An 18,550-nucleotide genomic window follows, 5' to 3' on the forward strand; every position below is an offset into this window, starting at 1 on the left:
TGAGCGGCTCCGGAGAACCTCTTCCCGGGCACGCGCGCGGAATCGTTCAGAACGAGATCGCACGAGGTCCGGGCAGCCGCGAGGCGCCACGAAACACAGCCCACGTTGGGCCGACGCACCAGTTTAGTCAGGCGCCCTGCGAGAACGCCAATCAGCGAGCGTGCGCAGGCGGCTCTTCAGGCCCCTCGTCCGCCCCGTGTCGGCGGCAGCCTCCCGAGGTGCGCCGTCGGGTGCTGCGGACGTACGTCGGGGACGTACGCCGAGGGACCTGAGGCTGATCGCGGCCCGCAGCCGTTGCCAGCGACCCACCTCGCCCGACATCGCCCTGCGCTCGGCGTCGACGAGCTCCCAGTAGGACGTCGCGGCGGCCTTCTCGGGCACGTGGGGCCCGAAGACGAAGCTGTCCGCGCGACGCGCCAGCGGTCCGGCCTGGCCGGAGACGATGCCCAGCGACTGCTCGCGGCGGGTCACCGTCGGCCCGAGTGGGACGACCTGGCCCAGGTCGCGGGCGTGGTCGACCAGCTCGCGCCAGGCCCCGACGAACCGGGCGGAGGGCGAGTCGGCGCTCCGGCGGCGGTGCCGGCGCCACGCCTTGAGCCCCACCACTGCGCCGAGCAGCAGTGCGACCAGGAGCAGTGGGCCGCCGACGTAGGTCAGCACGACGCCGATCCAGGCGGGGAGGCCGGGGATCAGCCCGTCCTCCTGCTCGTCGGACTTCTTGCGCGTCGCCTTGCGCTCCTTGAGGTCCGCGTCGCTCTGCTCCCCCGCGTCGGACGGCGGGGGGATCGGGTTGGGCGGAGGGATGACGGTGCCGGACATCGGCGTGTTGGTCTCGGGGACCTGGTCGGCAGGCGGCGTCATGGACATGAAGGACTCGGTCGGCAGCGTCCGCCACGACCCGTCGGCCGCGCGCAGCTCGACCCAGGCCGAGACGTCCTTGCCGGTGACCCGACCGCCCTCGGGCACGACGGCGCCGAGGACGACCCGTGCGGGCACGCCGATGTCGTTGGCGATGAGCGCCATGGTCGCGGCGTACTGCTCGTCGTTGCCGACGATCTGCGGGGCGTTGACGAACTCGTCGGAGAGCCGCCACACGCTGTGACCGGCGACGTAGATCCGCTCCGTGCGGCCGATTCCGTCGGAGTACTTGCCCTGGGAGCGGAGGTGCTCGGCGGCGGCGAGGACCCGGTCCATCGGGTCGGTGCCGGCCTGCTCGGTCCACTTCTCCGTCGGGCCCTGGATGAAGCTCGCGCCGGGCGGGAGGGCCGTGGTCTCGGCCGACCCCACGGTCTCGGCGGTGAGGGCGTCGTCGGGCTGCACGGCCGTGAACGAGTAGCGGTCGCCGGGCGCCATGCCGCTGGGCACGACGGCGGTGGAGGTCGCGAGGTTGTAGCGGAAGACCTCGGCCTTGGCCCGCGGGTCGCCGGTCTCGAACGCCATCGACTGCAGGGCGCCGACCGTGGGCAGCCAGACGCCCTTCCAACCCTCGCCGAGAGTGACCGTGACGTCGACCTCGTCGCCCTCCACCGGGTTGTCGATGGTGGACGACACGCGCTGGAAGGAGTCGTCGGCCGGGCCGGGCAGGGCGTTGTCGCTGGCTCCCCACACCATGCCGTCGTAGCGGTCCATGGTGGCGAAGCGGATCCGCGTGCCGGTGTCGACACCTTCGACGTCGAGGAGCGTCTTGTCGTAGACGTTGGTGGAGTTGGTGGTGCCCTTGAGGTCGACGTACGTGCGGAAGCCTGCGAGCGGCGAGGGGTAGCGACCGATGTCGAAGGGCGGCTCGACCCAGTTGCGGGCCACGGCCCGCTCGTCGTCGTCGTTGCCGACCAGGGCGCTCGCGGGGAACGCGACGCCGGCGGCGAGCGCCAGCATCACGACGGCGCCGGCGCCCCGGACGTACGACGTGGTGCCGCCGTGCACCGCGGCGCTCGCCCGGTGGGCCCGGATCGCGAGCCAGGCCAGCGCCAGGGCGGCGAAGACCGACCCCTGGAGGAGCAGCGACTGGGGGTGACGCACACCGAGCACGATGGCCCCGGACAGCACGGCCGTCATGCCGAGGACGGGGAGGACGGCGGCGAGCCAGGGACGGCGTACGGGAAGGTGCGCCAGGCCCATGCCGACGAGACCGGCCAGCAGACCGGCGAGCCACGGCAGCACCAGCAGCGGGCCGTCGCCGTCGATCGGCGGCAGCGTGGTCAGCAGGTCCTTCCAGCCGAAGACCGCCTGGTCGGCCACGCGCGCGAGCGTCGACGCACCCGGCAGGACCGACGTGTCGCCCAGCGAGCGCAGGCACAGGGGGCCGCCGAGCACGAAGAACACGACCACGCAGATCACGACGGCCGAGATGATCGGCCACCCGGCGGCACGGGTGAGATGGGTGACCACCACCGCGATGAGGGCACCGAGCAGCCCGACCACGAGATAGGTCGACCCGGTGAAGGAGGTGCCGAAGGCGCTGAGCGCGATGCCGGCCAGGGCGAGCGTGAAGCCGATGTCGATCCAGGAGTGGCGGTCCGGGAGCAGCGCGTGCGAGCGGACGCGCGTACGGGTGCCGGTCGCCGACGCGTGAGCCGCGCGCTTCACTTCACGCTCCAGCGGAGGAGGGCGCCGAGGTCTTCCTTGGAGGCGAGGTGCAGGACGGCGAGTCCGCCGGTCTCGGTGACGCGACTCTTGCCCTCGGGGTCGACGACGATGCCGAAGCGACGGACCTCGGGCGGGAAGGCCGCGGCCGAGCGGAGGATGTCGGTGAACTCGCTCCGGTTGCCGCCGACGAAGAACGCGAGGCTGGTGTCGGGAGCCAGGGTGCTCGCCTGGCGTCCGGACTCGACGAGGCCGCGGTGGCCGAAGTCGGCGCGGCACACCGCATCGAGTGCGAGGTAGCCGTCGGAGCCGGTGGAGGCGTGCGAGCCGCAGACGAAGGACACGTCGAACTCGTCCAGCACGGCACGTACGGCGATCGAGGCCGCGACCGCCATCGCGGTCTCGAAGTCCTCCGGGTCACCCCAGGCCGAGAGCCGGTCGTCCACGATGATCGTGGCGTGGCTGCGGCGGGTGTCGAGGTACTGGCGCACGAGCAGCGCGGACTCACCGCTGGAGGCCATCACCTTCGCCGACGACCGCCAGTGGATGTGGCGCAGGTCGTCGCCCGGGACGTACTCCCGCAGGGCGTGGAAGGCCAGGTCGCTCTGGCTGACGGCGTCGGTGGAGACACCCTCGAGGTCGCGCATCAGGCCGGCACCGAGGGACTCCATCGGCACCAGGTGCGGACGGACCAGCACCTCGCGCACGGGCGTCCACACCACGTCGCGCGAGAAGATGCCGACGGGGTCTCCCCGGCGGGTCATCGCAGGCCCCACCGAGATCACGCCGCGACGCTCGGTGCGGATCGTGAAGGACTCCTCGTGGGTCGCACCGGGAGCCAGCGAGCTGATGCCGTAGCGGTGGATCGCGGAGCCGACCGGCACCTCGAGCGTGGTCGGGACCAGCCGTGAGGAGGCCCGGTTGACGACCAGCACGCCGGCCGCGACCGACTCCCCCGCCGCCACCCGCTCCGGCTGGAGGACCAGGTCGACCGAGACCGAGGTGCGGCCGAGGAGGAACGGCAGCGCGAGCGCGATGAGCGCCAGGCACGCCATGCCCAGGACGGCCAGCTCACGCCAGAGCGTGAACGTGGCCACCACGAGCGCTCCCATGCCAAGCATGAGGACCAACCAGCCGATCGGCTTGATGACCTCGAGCGCCTGGTTCAACCTCCCCCGGAATCCGTGTGGGCTCATCGCAGGCTCAGGCTCCTACGCGGTCGGTCGGCGGTGCCACGGAGTCGAGCAGGCGCGAGATCACGGTCTGCACGTCAACGCCGCTGAACTGTGCCTCGGCGTCGAGGAGCAGGCGGTGCGAGAGCACCGGCTCGGCGAGGTCCTTGATGTCGTCGGGGACCACGTGGTCGCGGCCGTCGGCGCAGGCCCAGGTCTTGGCGACGCGGACCAGCGCCAGGCAGCCGCGCGGCGACAGACCGAGCTTGACGTGCGGCTGGCGACGCGACTCCTCGGCCAGCTCGGCGACGTAGCCGATCACGGCCGGGTCGACGTACACCTGGTCGGCGAGGCCGCTCATCTGCGCGATGGTGGCGGCGGTGATCACCGGGGTGACCAGTCCGGCGCGGTCGCGGACGGCGGCGTTGTTGAGCAGCTCGACGGTGGCCTGGCGGTCGGGGTAGCCGACCGAGGTCTTCATGAGGAAGCGGTCGAGCTGCGCCTCGGGCAGGCGGTAGGTGCCGGCCTGCTCGATCGGGTTCTGGGTGGCGATCACCAGGAAAGGCTTGCCGACCGGGTGCGCGACACCGTCGACGGTGACCCGCCCCTCCTCCATGACCTCGAGCAGGGCCGACTGGGTCTTCGGCGAGGCACGGTTGATCTCGTCGGCCAGCACGATGGTGTGGAAGATCGGGCCGGGGTGGAACTCGAAGGTGCCCTTGTGCTGGTCGTAGACGGTGACGCCGGTGACGTCGGAGGGCAGCAGGTCGGGCGTGAACTGGATGCGGGCGTGGCTGCCCTGCACGGTGTTGGCCAGGGCACGCGCCAGCATCGTCTTGCCGGTGCCGGGGAAGTCCTCGATGAGGACGTGCCCCTCGGAGAGCAGGCAGGTCAGCGCCAGCCGTACGACGTGGCGCTTGCCGAGGACGGCCTTCTCCATGTTGTCGGTGAGCTGGTCGAAGGTGGACCTGAACCACTCGGCCTGTTCGTGGCTGATCGTCAAGGGGTGCTCCTGGTGGTGTGGGACGGATCGGTGCGGACCGCTGGTCCGGCGATCGGCTAGGGGAATCCGGTGGTGAACGAGATGGTTCCGTAGCCCCCGCCGAACGAGCAGGAGCCGGAGACGTTCTCGCCCCTCGCGTAGTAGGCATCGACCTGCCCGGAGAAGTCGCCGTTGCCGGACTTGTCGCGCTTGGGCGGCTGCAGGAGGCCGCCGGGGAACTTGGCGAAGGTGCAGTTCCAGTTCTGGGCCCGGGCGCCCGCGGCGAAGGTGATGGACAAGGTGGCGTAGGCGCAGGAGACGTCGGTGCACTTGGGATCGGCGGAGCCTGCGCACGCCGGCTGGTTCTCGGCGTCGTCCTGGCACCCTGCACCACGCCCGATGCCGATCGCCGGGGGCGGCGGTGCGGCTGACGTCGCGGACTCGCGACCGGTGTCCGCGCCGCGTCCACCCGGCGCGTCGTCGTCGACGGTCACGAAGATCTCCTGGCCCTGCTCGTACTCGTCGGTGCTGACGGCCGGGGTCGTGAAGGTGAAGGCACCCGGTCCTGAGGGACGGTAGGTCTGGATCGGCATCGCGCTGCTGCCGCTGTTGCGCACCTGGTACTCGACCCGGACCGGGTCGCCGTTGCTCGTGCCGGAGATGACCCACTGGATCGACCGGCCGTTGACGATCGGCTCGATCGAGTAGAGCGAGTCGTTGAGCGGTCCGTACGTCTGGACGTTCTGCTGGCCGCTGAGCGTGCAGCCCGCAGGAGCCTTCTCGTTGCAGACGCGAAGCTGGACGGCGTAGGGCTGCTGGTTGCTCGGCGTGGAGATCCGGGCGCTGTTGGCCCCCGTCTGCTGGACGGGCGGTCTGACGACCACACCGCCGACGAGGATGTCGACGCGGCTCTCGGTGCCCCGGGAGTCCGGGACGATGTAGCGGACCTCGGCCTCCTGGTTGTTGCCGGTGGCGGAGACCTGGAAGGTCCCCCAGGCGGCCGGACGCCCGACGGCCTCGATCGGCGTGCCGGCACTCGGCTGGGACCGGTTGCCGGCCTCGCCCTCGGGCTGGTTGGCCGCGACGACGCTGTAGGTGTAGGTCAGGCCGTCGTAGGGCACGCCCGTGTGCGTGCAGGTCAGGGACGCCAGCCGCTGGCAACCGGGCACGGAGCCCGAGGTGACGCCATTGGTGTAGCTGACGGTGTAGACGGTCGGGCCGGGGCCCTCGGGCAGCACCGCCTGCCAGGAGATGCGCAGGTCGGTCTGGTTGGGACCCGACTCGAGGTCGGTGACGGCCGGGGCCGCCGGCGGCAGGGGGGTGCCGAGCGGTTGCATCTCGATCGAGGACCGGGGCAGGGAGTAGCCGACGCGGTTCTGTGCCTGGACCGTGAAGACGTAGCGCTCGTTGTTGTTGAGCCCCGTCACCGGGTAGCGGAGCACGTCGCCGCTCACGACCGCCTCGCCGCCGAGCCAGGTGATCGTGTAGTCGAGGATCTTCGACGTGTTGGTCGGCGGCTTGTCCCAGGCGATCGTGATCGTGCCGTCGCCCCGGTCCTGCATCCTGATGTCCTGGACGCGCCCGGGCTTGGTGTCGGCCTGGGCGGAGCGCGACAGTGCACTGAAGTCGCTGGCGCCGACGCGGTTGACCGCCTGCACCCGGAAGCTGTAGTTGCCGCCGGTCCTGAGCTTGCGGAAGACGCACTCGTTGGTGTCGCAGCGCTGGGTGGCGCCGGTCTTCTCCTCACGGACCACGTAGTGGAGGATCGGCGCCCCGCCGTCGTCGTCCGGGGGACGCCACGACATCTTGATGGTGCCGATCTCGTCGGAGGTCCGGTAGGGGCGCGGCTCGCCGGGGGGTGCCGGGGTGCCGATGACCTGGAACTGGATCTGGCCCTCGGCGCGACGCGAGGCGGGCGGGTCGTCGGACGACACGTCGCTGGCGACGAACCTGAACCTGGCCTGGGCGCCACGCGTGTCCCGGTCGGCGGTGAGGGTGAGGCGGCTCCCCTCGGTGGTGGCACGCACCCCCGGACTACCGATGTTCTGGATGGAGACGAAGGTGGGAGAGGGCTCGGCGACGCCGGCCTGGAGATAGCTGCGGAGGTCGAAGGTGCGGGTCTGGCCCGCCTCCATGGTGTCGACCCTGATCGGCAGGAGCGTCGGTGCCGGCGCCTGGGCGAGCCGGAACCGGATCTCCTCGACGTTGCTCTCCCCCGCGCGCACGGTGAGCACTGCCTCGCCGCCCTCGGTGGCGGTGTCGGCGGCCGTGATCGCGACGACGGAGCCGTCGGGGGTGCCCACGTCGAGGCCGTCGATGCCCTCGCCCCACGCAGCCTCGTAGGACAGCTCGGCGACGTCGCGCGGGTCGACGGTGAAGACCTTGCAGAAGGTGGCGATGTCGAGGTCGAAGCGCTGGCCCGCCGAGATCGGAACGACGGTCGAGGGGCACTCGAGGTCGGGGTCGTCGTCACCGACCTGGACCGGGATGGACAGCAGCGCGGTCGCCCCGTCGTCGGTGGTCGAGGTGTCCTCGTTGCCGCTCGCGTCCGTGGCCGTGGTGACCTCGACGAGGAGCGCCCCGGGACCGCGGAAGCCGTTGGCGGCGGACAGGGCGAACCGGTTGTCACCGTCCGGGCCGACCGAGAGCGGCGAGGGCGAGGCGGAGTACGAGCGCCGACCCGAGGCGAGCCGCACCCGGGCGCCCTCCGGAGCGGCGATGTAGTCGGCGATCTTGCCGGTCATGCTGCCGCCCGAGTCGAGCTCGATGAGGGCGTCGGGGAGGACGTAGGGCAAGCCGGTGCCGGTGGGCGGGATGTAGACCGACGCGGCTGCCGACGCGCCGTCGGCGTCGACCACCTCGAAGGGCAGCACCTTGGGCGCTGCACCGCGGTCGGCGCGGACCTGCGACTCGTCGACGACCGTCGCCGACGGGTCTCCGCTGACGGCGGAGACCCGGAGGTCCGCAGCGGAGCCGTCCGGGTCGTAGGCGCCCTCGAGGACGTCGACGACGACGCTGCCGCTCTCGTCGGCACGCCCGAAGGCGTCGAACACCACGGGCGGGTTGTCGAAGTCCTCGGCGGTCTCGAGCGTCAAGGTCGCCCGCGACGCGCTGATGCCGTTGGTGACGCTGTAGACGACGACGATGGGCGGCTCGGCCAGGGTCGCCGGTGCGGGGACGGTGACGAGGTTGGTCTCGGGGTCCAGCGTCACCCCCTCCGGCGCGTCGAGCAACGAGATCTCGACGCCGTCGCCCGACGAGACGAAGTCGTTGGCGAGCGGGTCGAAGGTGGCGGTGCGCCCCGGCTCGACGGTCAACCGGTCCTCCACCGCGAGCGGCGGCTGCGGCTGCGCCGGCTCGACGACGGCGACGCGGACGGCTCCGGTCGCGAAGGCGCCCTGCGAGTCGACCACCGAGTAGCTGAACTCGTCGGTGCCCACCGTGTTGGGGTAGGCCTGGTACTCGAGGAAGTTCCCGCCGTAGGACAGGATCCGGCCCAACCGCGGCGCAGAGGTGACACCGGTGACGGTGACGGGGTCGCCGTTGCGGTCGACCCCGACCCCCGGCACGCGGACCTTGATGGTGTCGCCGGACACCACGCGGCCCTCCAGCGTCGGGGGCTCGGGCGGGTCGTTGGGGTCGTCGGTCGGCACGACCGTGACCCGGAGCAGCCCGGTGGCGCGATTGCCGTCGAGGTTCTTGGCGATGTAGGTGACGTCGTAGGTGTCGCGCTCCTTCACCACGTCCGGAGCGACGTAGCGCACCACGCGGCCCGACACGTAGGCCCGGCCCACGTCACCGGTGACGTCGTTCGGTGCGACGACGGCGAGCTGGCCCGGGTCCTCGCTGTCGACCAGGTCGCCCAGCAGCGTCAGCCGGTCCCCCGCCGGCGAGACGTCGTTGTCGAGCACCGGTGCGGACACCACCGCTCCGGCTCGTACGACGACGCGGTCGGCGGCAGTGATCGGGGTGTTGTCCGCGGGGGCCGGCCGCTGCGTGACCACGACCTCGCCCTGCACGCCCGCATTGGCGCCGTTGCTGATCGTGTAGGAGACCGTCTGGGTGGTCGGCGTCATCGAGGGCTGGATGGCCGAGATCCGCAGCCAGCGGCCGTCGATGATCGCGACGGCGACCTGGCCTGCGCGCTCGGCGTCCGCGGTCTGGACGACCAGCAGCCCACCCGCAGGGTCCAGGTCGTTGGCGAGGACGTCGACGATGCCCGGCGCCTGGCCGTAGACCGCGAGGGTGTCGGGCATGGCGATCGGGTCGGAGGCGCGCTTGGGTCGCGGCTTCACGTCGACCCGGATGGTGCCCGGGTCGAGCGGGGCGTTGCCGTACCCGGCCTCGTAGCTGAGGAAGTAGGTGCCGGCCGTGTCGCCGGTGAAGGTCACCTGGCCGGAGTCGAGGTCCGAGACCACCTTGGCGCCGGGCTGCTGGGGCACCTTGCCACCCAGCGCGAGCTCGGCGTTGAGGGTGTTGGGGTCCGAGCCGGGGAGGTCGTTGAGCAGCGGGCGGATCTTGATCGGCTTGCCGACCTCACCGCGTACGACGTCGGGCTCGGCGCTCGCGGCGAAGGCGTTGCGGTCCTTGGGCGCCTGCACCTGGAAGGTCATCGACTTCTTGACCGGTGCCGATCGGCCGTCGGTCACGGCGAACTCGACGCGGACCAGTTGCTGGCCCTCGGCCTCCACGGTGGGGGCGGTGAACCGGATCCGGCCGTCGGCCGTCGTCCGCGCGGACGCCCCGGACTCGTCGCCTCCGACGGCCTGGGCCGAGTCGAGGATGAGGGTGTCGCCGTCGCGGTCGTCGCGCCAGTCGCCGAGCACCGGCACCGCGAGCGAGCCGCTGTGCGGCACCTTGTAGGTCGGCTTGCGGTAGCCCTCCCGCAGCTCGGGGGGCTCGTTGTCCTCTCCGTCACGCACGTCGACGGTGACGGTCGCGTGGGCCGCGAGGCCGTCGCGCCCGTCGTCGATGAAGTAGTCGAAGGTCGCGGGTCGGGCACTCTCGGGCATCTGGAGGATGAGTGTCTGGCCGTCGGGGCTGATCTCGACGCGGGCGCCGCCGTTGGGCTGGTCGACGTCGACGATGCTCAGCAGCCGACCCTCGGGGGCGGAGTCGTTGTCGAGCGGGTGCAGGACCGTCGTCCGGCTCGCGCGGACACCGTAGGAGTCGGGCTTGGCCTGCGGGGGGCGGCGGTCGGCGTCGCTCTGGTTCTGGTTCTCGTTCTCGTCGTCGTCGTTCTGCTTCTTCGACGTGAACGCCTCCCAGTTGTCGATCTTGGTGGGAGTGTCCTGCTCGACGTCCCAGACCGTGCCGCTGTTGGCGTCGTTGAGGACGATCTCGCCGCGGTTGACCCGGAACGCGAGGTTGGTGGCGTCCCCGCCGAGGTCGTTCTCCTCCGCCTCCTGCGACCCGCACTGCACGGCGACGGAGCCCTGGCCGCCCGACCAGGCGCCGAAGACGCACGCGCCCAGGCGCACCGGCTCGACCGGGGATCCCGAGCGGGACGCGATCGTCGTGACGTCGCCGGAGTCGAGGTCGACACCCAGGAGCGCGTCGGGAGCCCCCACCAGCACCGAGTCGGAGGCGGGGCCGGACTGCTGGAGCTCGCTGCCCGGCGGGACCGTCGCGCTGCCGCCGCCGACGACGCGCAGCACTCCGGCGGCGGCGTCGAGGGTGACGATGCGCTCGCCGACCGTCGTGACGGCGGAGACCTGGCCGACGTCGTCGGGCAGGTCGCGGGTCTCGGCCTCGTCGAAGAGGCCGCCGTCAGCAGCGAGGGTGGTGACGGTGCCGTCCTCGGACGACGTGACGACGATCGTGCCCGCCTGGCTGACGGCGAGGGCGGCACCCTCGCCGGCCTCGGCGATCGCCTCGGACTGCCGGTCGACCGAGCTCATGATCGGCTTGCCGAGCTCCGGGTCGTAGCGCACGGCCCACACGTTGCCGGTCTCGGCATCCGCGCTGGCCAGCGTGCCGCCGGCCATCCGCACGTCACCGGAGGTCGGGATCGCCGCCGAGCCACCGTCCTGCGACTCCAGCCGGCTCGTCTCGAGGGACTGGCCGCGACTGGCGTTGAGGTTGAGGGTGACGACCGCTGCACCGTCCTGGACGATGTCCATCCGGGTCTTGCCGTCCTGGCTGGGCACGACACCGTCGAGCTGGTTGATCGGCTTGTTGAGCCGCCCCGACCAGCCCTTCTTGCCGTTGACGACCCAGACGCCACCGTCGTTGAGCTCCGCCTCGTGGGCCTTGTAGCCGTTGGCGGTGATGGCATAGGTGACGACAGCGGTGGCCGCGATGGTCAGCGCCACCCCGGAAGCGATTGCCGCCCGGTGCCGACGCACGAACGTCGCACGTGCCACGCCACATCCCCCTAGGCCCCCGAATGACGTGCGCCCGCCGCAGTCACCCAGAGGGAGAGTATGTATCAGTCGTGGTTCCGACAAGTCGGCAATGCGACAAGTCGGGACCGCGTGCGCGGGTCGGGTGCGATGGGTGATGATGGACGGGTGGGCGTGTACGAGGGGAGCCGACGTTGATCGTGGAAGCGCGGTACGCCAGTGGGGATGGCGTACTTCTCGGCAGTGGCGCGCACTGGGTGCTGCTGACGGATCCGGCCGATGAGCAGGTCGTCCAGGAGCTCTGGGACGTCCTGTCGACGACCGCACCCTCGGGCTCGACCGTGGCCGAGCGGGTGCTCGCGGTCGTGGAACGGGCCTTCGCCGGCGACCCGCCGGGCCTGGCCCTGGTCGACTTCACGTCCGGTGCGTCCACGACACTGTCCCGCGGCGCCGGCCACGTGCGCCTCGCCGGTCCCGGCCGGGTGCTCAGCCTCGACGGCGGCACCGCCGCCGACCAGCCCGCCCCCTCCCGCCGCCTCGTCGGCGGCGTCGTCGGCGCCGCCCGCGTGGAGCTCAGGCCCATGTCCGCGAAGGTAGCCCCGACGCCGCACACCCGGGAGGTCGAGGCGCCCGCGCCGTCGGCGGCCGTGATCGACGGCATCCCTGCGGCCATCCTGGCCGCGAAGGGGCCCGACGGCCCGCCCCCGCGCACCCGGATCCGCCGTCCTGTGGCAGAGGACACCGGTTCGCTCACCGACACCTCCGAGCCCGACCCGCTGCTGATGGAGCGGATCGAGGAGGGGGCGCGCACCACGATCCGGCCGTCCTCGGCGCCGCACGACGCGCCCGGGTCGCACGACGTCGACGACCACGACGGGTCGACCACCTTCCGTCCTGCACACCTGGCGCAGAGCACGTCCCCCACCGTCCTGGCGGTCAGCTGTCCGCTCGGCCACCTCACGCCGCCGGTCGCCCCGCAGTGCCGCGTCTGCCACCAGCGGGTCGCGCCGCAGGAGCCGCGACGGGTGGACCGGCCGTCCCTCGGCGGGCTGCGGCTGCCGACGGGTGAGGTCGTCCCCCTGGATCGGGGGGTGATCCTGGGCCGCAAGCCCGCCCCGGCCGAGGGCAGCACCGACTGGCCGCACCTCGTGCACCTGCCGGCCGACCACTCCTTCGTCTCGCGACGACACCTCCACGTCGAGCTCGACGGCTGGGACGTGGTCGCTCGCGACCTCGACAGCCGAGGCGGTACGACCATCGCCCTTCCCGGTCGCGATCCGCAGCGGATGCGACCCAACGACGCCTACGTCCTCGAACCCGGAACGGTGCTCGACATGGCCCAGGTCTACGCCGTCAGATTCGAGACGGGAGCTGTTGCCCGGTGAGCGCCCCGGTCATCCCCGGGTTCGCGTTCATCGAGCACCTGGGCAGCGGCGGCTTCGCCGACGTCTTCCTCTACGAGCAGCAGTGGCCGCGCCAGCGGGTCGCGGTCAAGGTCGTACGACCGGACGTCCCGCTCACCGACCGTGAGAAGTACCTGTTCACCGCCGAGGCCAACTCGATGGCACGGCTGGCCGACCACCCCTACATCGTCTCGGTGATCACGGCCGGGGTCACCGCGGAGGGCGGACGGCCCTTCCTGGTCATGCGCTACTGCCCGCCGCCGGACCTCGGCATCCGGGTCCGCTCCAACCCGATGGCCCCCGTCGACGCCGTCTCGACCGGGATCAAGCTGGCCAGCGCCATCGAGACCGCCCACCGCTCCGGGATCCTGCACCGCGACATCAAGCCCAGCAACGTGCTCGTCACGACCTACCACGAGCCCGCCCTGACCGACTTCGGCATCGCGGGCCACATGTCCGAGGTCGAGGGCGACAACGACGTCCGCATCTCCTACCCGTGGTCGCCGCCGGAGCTCCTCGACGGACGGTCCAACGGCTCGGTGGCCTCCGACGTCTACTCGCTCGGCGCCACGATCTGGCACCTGCTGGTGGGCCGCTCCCCCTTCTCGATCCCGTCCGGGGACAACTCGACGCGGGCGATCAGTGCGCGCATCCTGCACGCGGCTCCCCCGGCCACGCAGCGGCCTGACGTGCCGCCGGCACTCGACCGGCTCCTCCAGCAGTGCCTCGCCAAGCGGCCCGAGCACCGACCCGGGAGCGCGCTCGAGCTCGCCCGCGCCCTCCAGCGCATCGAGTCGGCTGCCGGGTGGGCCCGTACGTCCGTGGCCGTCGAGGGCGACCGGCCCGACGCCTCGGTGTCGGCTCCCGACGCCACTGTCCACCCCGAGCCGCCCGAGGACGCCACCGCGATGAAGCCGGTGACCGTCATCTCGGCGAGCGGCCCACGGCGGATCGCTCCGCAGGACGTGTCCCCGGCGTCCGGCGACGACGAGGACGAGTCCGGTGGGGTCTCCGCCCTGGTCTGGGCCGGGATCGGCGCCGCGGTGCTGGCCCTGCTCGTCGGCTTCCTCGTCGTCCGCGGCGACGGCCGCGGGGAGGACCCCGGCGTCGTGGTCCCGACCGAGTCGCAGGTCCCCGACGACCTCGTCCCCGACGTGCTGACCGAGGCGCCGACCCTCACGGGCCGTCGTACGGCACGGGGGGTGCTGTTCGAGTGGAACGCGCCTGTCCCCATCGAGCCCGGCGACAGCTTCAGCTACCACCGCGACGACACCGACGACTACGGCAGCACGACCGACGAGCAGCTCCTCGTCCGCACCGACGCACCGGTCTGCCTCGACCTGCGGATGACCCGCGGGGCCGACAACTCCCCCACCGCGAACGAGTGCGTCACCTGATCGCGGCGGCGATCAGCTGACGCACTCGTCGGCTGCGTGTGCGGGGCGGGATCGCCTCAGTCGTCTTCCCAGTCGCGACGCGGGCCGGTGGCGGCGTCCTGCTCCTTGGCCGTCATCCGGCTCGAGGCCCACAGCGAGAGCACCGCGGTGATGACCAGCGTGGCCAGGATGACCACCAGCGAGAGCCAGATCGGGATCTCGAGCCAGGCGTAGTCGAGGTGCTCGCCACCGTTGATGAAGGGCAGCTCGTTCTCGTGCAGGGCGTGGAAGAACAGCTTCACGCCGATGAAGGCCAGCAGGAACGCCAGGCCGTAGGACAGGTAGATCAGGCGCTGGAGCAGCCCACCGATGAGGAAGTAGAGCTGGCGCAGGCCCATCAGCGCGAAGATGTTGGCCGTGAGCACCAGGTAGGGCTCCTTGGTGATGCCGAAGATCGCGGGGATCGAGTCGAGCGCGAACAGCAGGTCGGTCGTGCCCAGCGTGATGATCACGATGAACATCGGGGTGATCATCCGCTTGCCGGCGTCGTGGGTGAACAGCGCCTTGCCGTGCCACTCCGACGTGGCGGGGAAGCGACGCTCGATGAAGGCGACGAGCTTGTTCTCCTCGAACTCGTCGTCCTCGTCCTCGCTGCCCTCCTTGGCCAGCTTGAAGGCCGTGTAGACCAGGAACAGGCCGAAGAGGTAGAAGATCCAGCTGAAGTTGCTGATCGCGGCCGCGCCGACGGCGATGAAGATCGCGCGCATGACCAGCGCCATCACGATGCCGATCATCAGGGCGTACTGCTGCAGCTCCCGCGGCACGGCGAACTTGGCCATGATGATGATGAAGATGAAGAGGTTGTCGATGGACAGCGAGTACTCCACCAGCCAGCCGGAGTAGAACTCCAGGGCGTAGGTGCCGCCCGAGGTGTACCAGACGCCGAGGCCGAAGATCACTGCCAGACCGACGTAGATCGAGAGGTAGGTCGCGCACTCCTTCATGCTCGGCTCGTGGGGCCGGCGGCCGACCACGGCGAGGTCGAAGGTGAAGATGGCGATGGTCACCACAGCAGTGGCGATCCAGACCCAGGTGGGGACGTCCACGCTGTTGCTCCTAGGGATGGGGTCGAGTTCGGTGACCCGCGCAGCGCGCGGACTCCGGAGGTCTCTTCCGCTCGCGCGCCCCGGTCGAACCAGCGAGCGGCGAACCAGTGGCACCGGGCACTCGCTCGCGCGTGCACCGTGATGACGACACCACTACGGGGGAATACTCCCCTCCTGGTCCGACAGTGTTCCACGAGCGCCCGGGAGCACGTGAAATCGCCGGCTCAGCGTCCGCCGAATGGGACGCCGAGCTCGGCCAGTCGGGAGGCGCCCCCGTCGACGGCGGTGAGCACCCACGCGCCCTGCGGGGTGACGGTGAAGGTGTGCTCGAAGTGCGCGGCCATCGACCCGTCCACGGTGGCCACCGTCCACTCGTCCTCGAGGAGGTCGGTGTGCTTGCTGCCCAGGGTCACCATCGGCTCCACGGCCAGCGCGAGGCCCTCGACGATGGCGGGTCCGCGACCCCGTCGGCCGTAGTTGGGGACGTTGGGGGCCATGTGCATCTCGGTGCCGATGCCGTGACCGGTGTAGTCCTCGAGGATGCCGTAGCGGCCCTGCGCGCGGACGTAGGTCTCGATGGCGTGGCTGATGTCGGTGACCCGACCACCGAGACGGGCGGCCACCATCCCGCGCCACAGCGACTCCTCGGTGACCCGCAGGAGCTCGGTCACCTCGTCGGGCACCTCGCCGATCGGCACCGTGATGGCCGCGTCGCCGTGCCATCCGTCGACGATCGCTCCGCAGTCGATGGAGACCACGTCACCCTCGGCCAGCACGCGCGGTCCGGGGATGCCGTGCACGACCTCGTGGTTGACCGAGGCGCAGATCGTGGCCGGGAACGGCGGCTGGCTGTAGCCCTTGAACGACGGGATGCCACCGTGGTCGCGGATGTTGGCCTCCGCGAGCGTGTCGAGGTCCTGGGTCGTCACGCCGGGTGCGGCGGCAGCACGGAGCAGCTCGAGGGTCTCCCCCACCAGCCGCCCGGCGACCCGCATCTTGTCGATCTGCTCGGCGGTCTTGATCTCGAGCCCGCGGTCGCGGAAACCCATGGGTGCCAGTCCTGCTCGGGTCAGCTCTGCGGGATCTCGTCGAGCGCAGCGAAGATCCGGGCGGTCACGTCGTCGACCTCACCCATCCCGTCCACCTCGACGAGGATGCCGCGCTCGCGGTAGACCCCGATCAGCGGCTCGGTCTGCTCGAGGTAGATCTCCTGCCGGCGGCGGATGACGTCCTCGGTGTCGTCGGCGCGGCCGTCGGTCTGGGCCCGCTGGAGCAGGCGCTGGACGAGCTCCTCGGAGTCGACCGTCAGGACCACGACGGCGTCGAGCCGGTGACCGGTGAACTCGATCATGCCGTCGAGCTCGGTGACCTGCGCCAAGGTGCGGGGGTAGCCGTCCAGCAGGAAGCCGGGAGCGGCGTCGTCCTCGTCGATGCGGTTGCGCACCATCAGGTTGGTGACCTCGTCGGGAACGTACTCGCCGGCGTCCATGTAGCGCTTGGCCTCGACGCCGAGCGGCGTGCCCTGCGAGACGTTGGCACGGAAGATGTCCCCGGTGGAGATCGCCGGGACACCGAAGTGGTCAGCCACGTAGCGGGCCTGCGTGCCCTTGCCGGCCCCGGGAGGGCCCATGAGGATGAGTCTCATCTACTTGAGGAATCCTTCGTAGTTGCGCTGCTGGAGCTGGCTCTCGATCTGCTTCACGGTGTCGAGCGCAACGCCGACCATGATGAGGATGGACGTGCCACCGAACGGGAAGTTCTGGCTGGCCTCGATCAACGCGAAGGCGATGAGCGGGACGAGCGAGATCAGACCGAGGTAGAGAGCTCCAGGGAACGTGATGCGGGACAGGACGTAGGACAGGTAGTCCTCGGTCGGCTTGCCCGCCCGGATCCCGGGGATGAAGCCGCCGTACTTCTTCATGTTGTCCGCCACCTCGACAGGGTTGAAGGTGATCGAGACGTAGAAGTACGTGAAGAAGATGATCAGCAGGAAGTACATGATCATGTAGAGCGGGTGGTCGCCGCCCACGAGGTAGGTGCCGATGAAGTCCAGCACCGGGTTGGTGCTCTCGGGGTTGAACTGCACCGCCATCGCCGGCAGGTAGAGCAGCGACGAGGCGAAGATGACCGGGATGATGCCGGCCTGGTTGACCTTGAGCGGGATGTAGGTGGAGTTGCCGCCGAACATCTTGCGCCCGACCATGCGGCGGGCGTACTGCACCGGGACGCGGCGCTGGGCCTGCTCGATGAAGATGACCGCCGCGACGAGCATCAGGCCGATGACCATCACGATGCCGAAGACGACCCAGCCCTGGGAGGTCTGGACGCTCCAGAGCGCGGCCGGGAAGGTGGCGACGACCTGGGTGAAGATGAGGATCGACATGCCGTTGCCGATGCCGCGGTCGGTGATGAGCTCACCGAGCCACATGATGACGGCGGTGCCGGCGGTCATGGTGATGACCATGACGAGGAACGTCGAGGTGCTGTTGTCGTGGAGCAGGTCGAGCGAGCAGCCCTGCAGCAGCGCCTTGTTGCGGGCCAGGGCCACGATGCCGGTCGCCTGCAGGACCGCAAGGCCCAGCGTGAGGTAGCGCGTGTACTGGGTGATCTTCGCCTGGCCGGCCTGGCCCTCCTTCTTCAGCGCCTCGAGCCGTGGGATCACCACGACGAGCAGCTGCAGGATGATGGAGGCCGTGATGTACGGCATGATCCCGAGCGCGAAGATGGTCAGCTGGAGCAGCGCGCCGCCCGAGAAGAGGTTGATCAGGCTGTAGAGCCCACCCTCCTCCAGCTGGGCGATGCACGACTGGACGTTGGCCACGTTGACACCCGGAGTGGGCACCTGGGAGCCGAGCCGGAAGATCGCGATGACCAGCAGCACGAACAGCAGCTTGCGCCGCAGGTCCGGCGTCCGGAAAGCGTTGGCGAACGCGCCTAGCACAGGTTCCTCTTTCGTAAGGGTGCCCAGCCAGGATCGGCGGGCGGACGAGAGACCCTCGCCGTTGTACGGCGAAGAGCCCGGGGAAGCCTAACAGTCGGGGTCTGACTCGCTTCCCCGGTCACACAAGGGGAGAACGACAAAGGCCCGGCCGACAGTTCCCACTGTGCGGCCAGGCCTTCACCGGTTGGAGCGATGGTGACCCTCAGGCCACGGTCGCGGTGCCACCCGCGGCCTCGATCTTCTGCTTGGCGGACGTCGAGAACGCGTCGACGCTGACCTGGACGGCCACCGAGATGTCGCCCTGGCCCAGGACCTTGACGGGCTGGCCCTTGCGGACGGCACCCTTGGCCACGAGGTCGGAGACGGTCACGGCGCCACCGTCGGGGAAGAGCTCCCCGAGGCGGTCGAGGTTGACGACCTGGAACTCCACGCGGAAGGGGTTCTTGAAGCCCTTCAGCTTGGGCAGGCGCATGTGGATCGGCATCTGGCCACCCTCGAAGGCGACCGGAACCTGGTAGCGCGCCTTGGTGCCCTTGGTGCCACGGCCGGCGGTCTTGCCCTTGGAGCCCTCACCACGACCCACGCGGGTCTTGGCGGTCTTGGCTCCCGGAGCGGGACGCAAGTGGTGCAGCTTGAGCGTCAT

Annotated in this window: 11 protein-coding genes; 2 read left to right on the plus strand and 9 right to left on the minus strand. The window is 70.6% G+C overall.

All coding sequences use genetic code 11. The annotated features are described in order from the left end of the window. Nucleotides 1–123: 123 nt before the first annotated feature. The 4 genes from BM127_RS10220 to BM127_RS10235 are packed head-to-tail and all read right to left on the minus strand — an operon-like array spanning nt 124 to nt 11,102. On the minus strand, nt 124–2,586 hold the full coding sequence (locus BM127_RS10220) for a transglutaminase-like domain-containing protein (RefSeq protein ID WP_091198226.1): 2,463 nt from the start codon (nt 2,584–2,586) through the stop codon (nt 124–126). After that, the gene (locus BM127_RS10225; RefSeq protein ID WP_091198229.1) at nt 2,583–3,779 is read right to left on the minus strand and encodes a DUF58 domain-containing protein; all 1,197 of its coding nucleotides are present in this window, start codon (nt 3,777–3,779) and stop codon (nt 2,583–2,585) included. The genes BM127_RS10220 and BM127_RS10225 overlap by 4 nt, the downstream gene beginning before the upstream one ends. 7 nt (nt 3,780–3,786) lie before the next feature. Next, a complete protein-coding gene (locus BM127_RS10230; RefSeq protein WP_091198232.1) occupies nt 3,787–4,758 on the minus strand; it encodes an AAA family ATPase in 972 nt (323 codons plus the stop codon). 56 nt (nt 4,759–4,814) lie between these two features. Then, complete coding sequence (locus tag BM127_RS10235; RefSeq protein ID WP_139227707.1) at nt 4,815–11,102, minus strand: Ig-like domain-containing protein; 6,288 nt, start codon at nt 11,100–11,102, stop codon at nt 4,815–4,817. A gap of 179 nt (nt 11,103–11,281) precedes the next feature. On the opposite strand from BM127_RS10235, the gene BM127_RS10240 reads away from it, so the two are divergent. Both BM127_RS10240 and BM127_RS10245 read left to right on the plus strand, forming a co-directional pair. Next, the gene (locus BM127_RS10240) at nt 11,282–12,466 is read left to right on the plus strand and encodes an FHA domain-containing protein (RefSeq protein ID WP_157829542.1); all 1,185 of its coding nucleotides are present in this window, start codon (nt 11,282–11,284) and stop codon (nt 12,464–12,466) included. Beyond that, nucleotides 12,463–13,881, plus strand: coding sequence for a serine/threonine protein kinase (locus BM127_RS10245; RefSeq protein ID WP_091198242.1), 1,419 nt, complete (start codon nt 12,463–12,465; stop codon nt 13,879–13,881). Before BM127_RS10240 ends, BM127_RS10245 begins: the two co-directional genes overlap by 4 nt. A gap of 56 nt (nt 13,882–13,937) precedes the next feature. On the opposite strand, the gene BM127_RS10250 is transcribed toward BM127_RS10245, so the two are convergent. The 5 genes from BM127_RS10250 to rplO form a co-directional block, all read right to left on the minus strand. Then, on the minus strand, nt 13,938–14,966 hold the full coding sequence (locus tag BM127_RS10250; protein ID WP_091198246.1) for a TerC family protein: 1,029 nt from the start codon (nt 14,964–14,966) through the stop codon (nt 13,938–13,940). Nucleotides 14,967–15,190: 224 nt separating this feature from the next. After that, on the minus strand, nt 15,191–16,015 hold the full coding sequence (map, locus tag BM127_RS10255) for a type I methionyl aminopeptidase (RefSeq protein WP_091198249.1): 825 nt from the start codon (nt 16,013–16,015) through the stop codon (nt 15,191–15,193). A gap of 20 nt (nt 16,016–16,035) precedes the next feature. Next, nucleotides 16,036–16,611, minus strand: coding sequence for an adenylate kinase (locus tag BM127_RS10260; protein ID WP_091198252.1), 576 nt, complete (start codon nt 16,609–16,611; stop codon nt 16,036–16,038). Next, nucleotides 16,612–17,907 (minus strand): preprotein translocase subunit SecY, encoded by a 1,296-nt coding sequence (gene secY / locus BM127_RS10265; protein ID WP_091198255.1) that lies wholly within the window; start codon nt 17,905–17,907, stop codon nt 16,612–16,614. 202 nt (nt 17,908–18,109) lie between these two features. Then, nucleotides 18,110–18,550 (minus strand): 50S ribosomal protein L15, encoded by a 441-nt coding sequence (gene rplO, locus BM127_RS10270; protein WP_091198257.1) that lies wholly within the window; start codon nt 18,548–18,550, stop codon nt 18,110–18,112.

Origin of the sequence: Nocardioides alpinus (assembly GCF_900112035.1) — a bacterium.
Taxonomy (GTDB): Bacteria; Actinomycetota; Actinomycetes; order Propionibacteriales; family Nocardioidaceae; genus Nocardioides; species Nocardioides alpinus.

Excerpts from the sequence above, each read along its gene's own strand:
- rplO (WP_091198257.1), bottom strand. The coding sequence starts at position 18,550 with ATGACGCTCAAGCTGCACCACTTGCGTCCCGCTCCGGGAGCCAAGACC.
- map (WP_091198249.1), bottom strand. The coding sequence starts at position 16,015 with ATGGGTTTCCGCGACCGCGGGCTCGAGATCAAGACCGCCGAGCAGATC.
- BM127_RS10225 (WP_091198229.1), bottom strand. The coding sequence starts at position 3,779 with ATGAGCCCACACGGATTCCGGGGGAGGTTGAACCAGGCGCTCGAGGTC.
- BM127_RS10260 (WP_091198252.1), bottom strand. The coding sequence starts at position 16,611 with ATGAGACTCATCCTCATGGGCCCTCCCGGGGCCGGCAAGGGCACGCAG.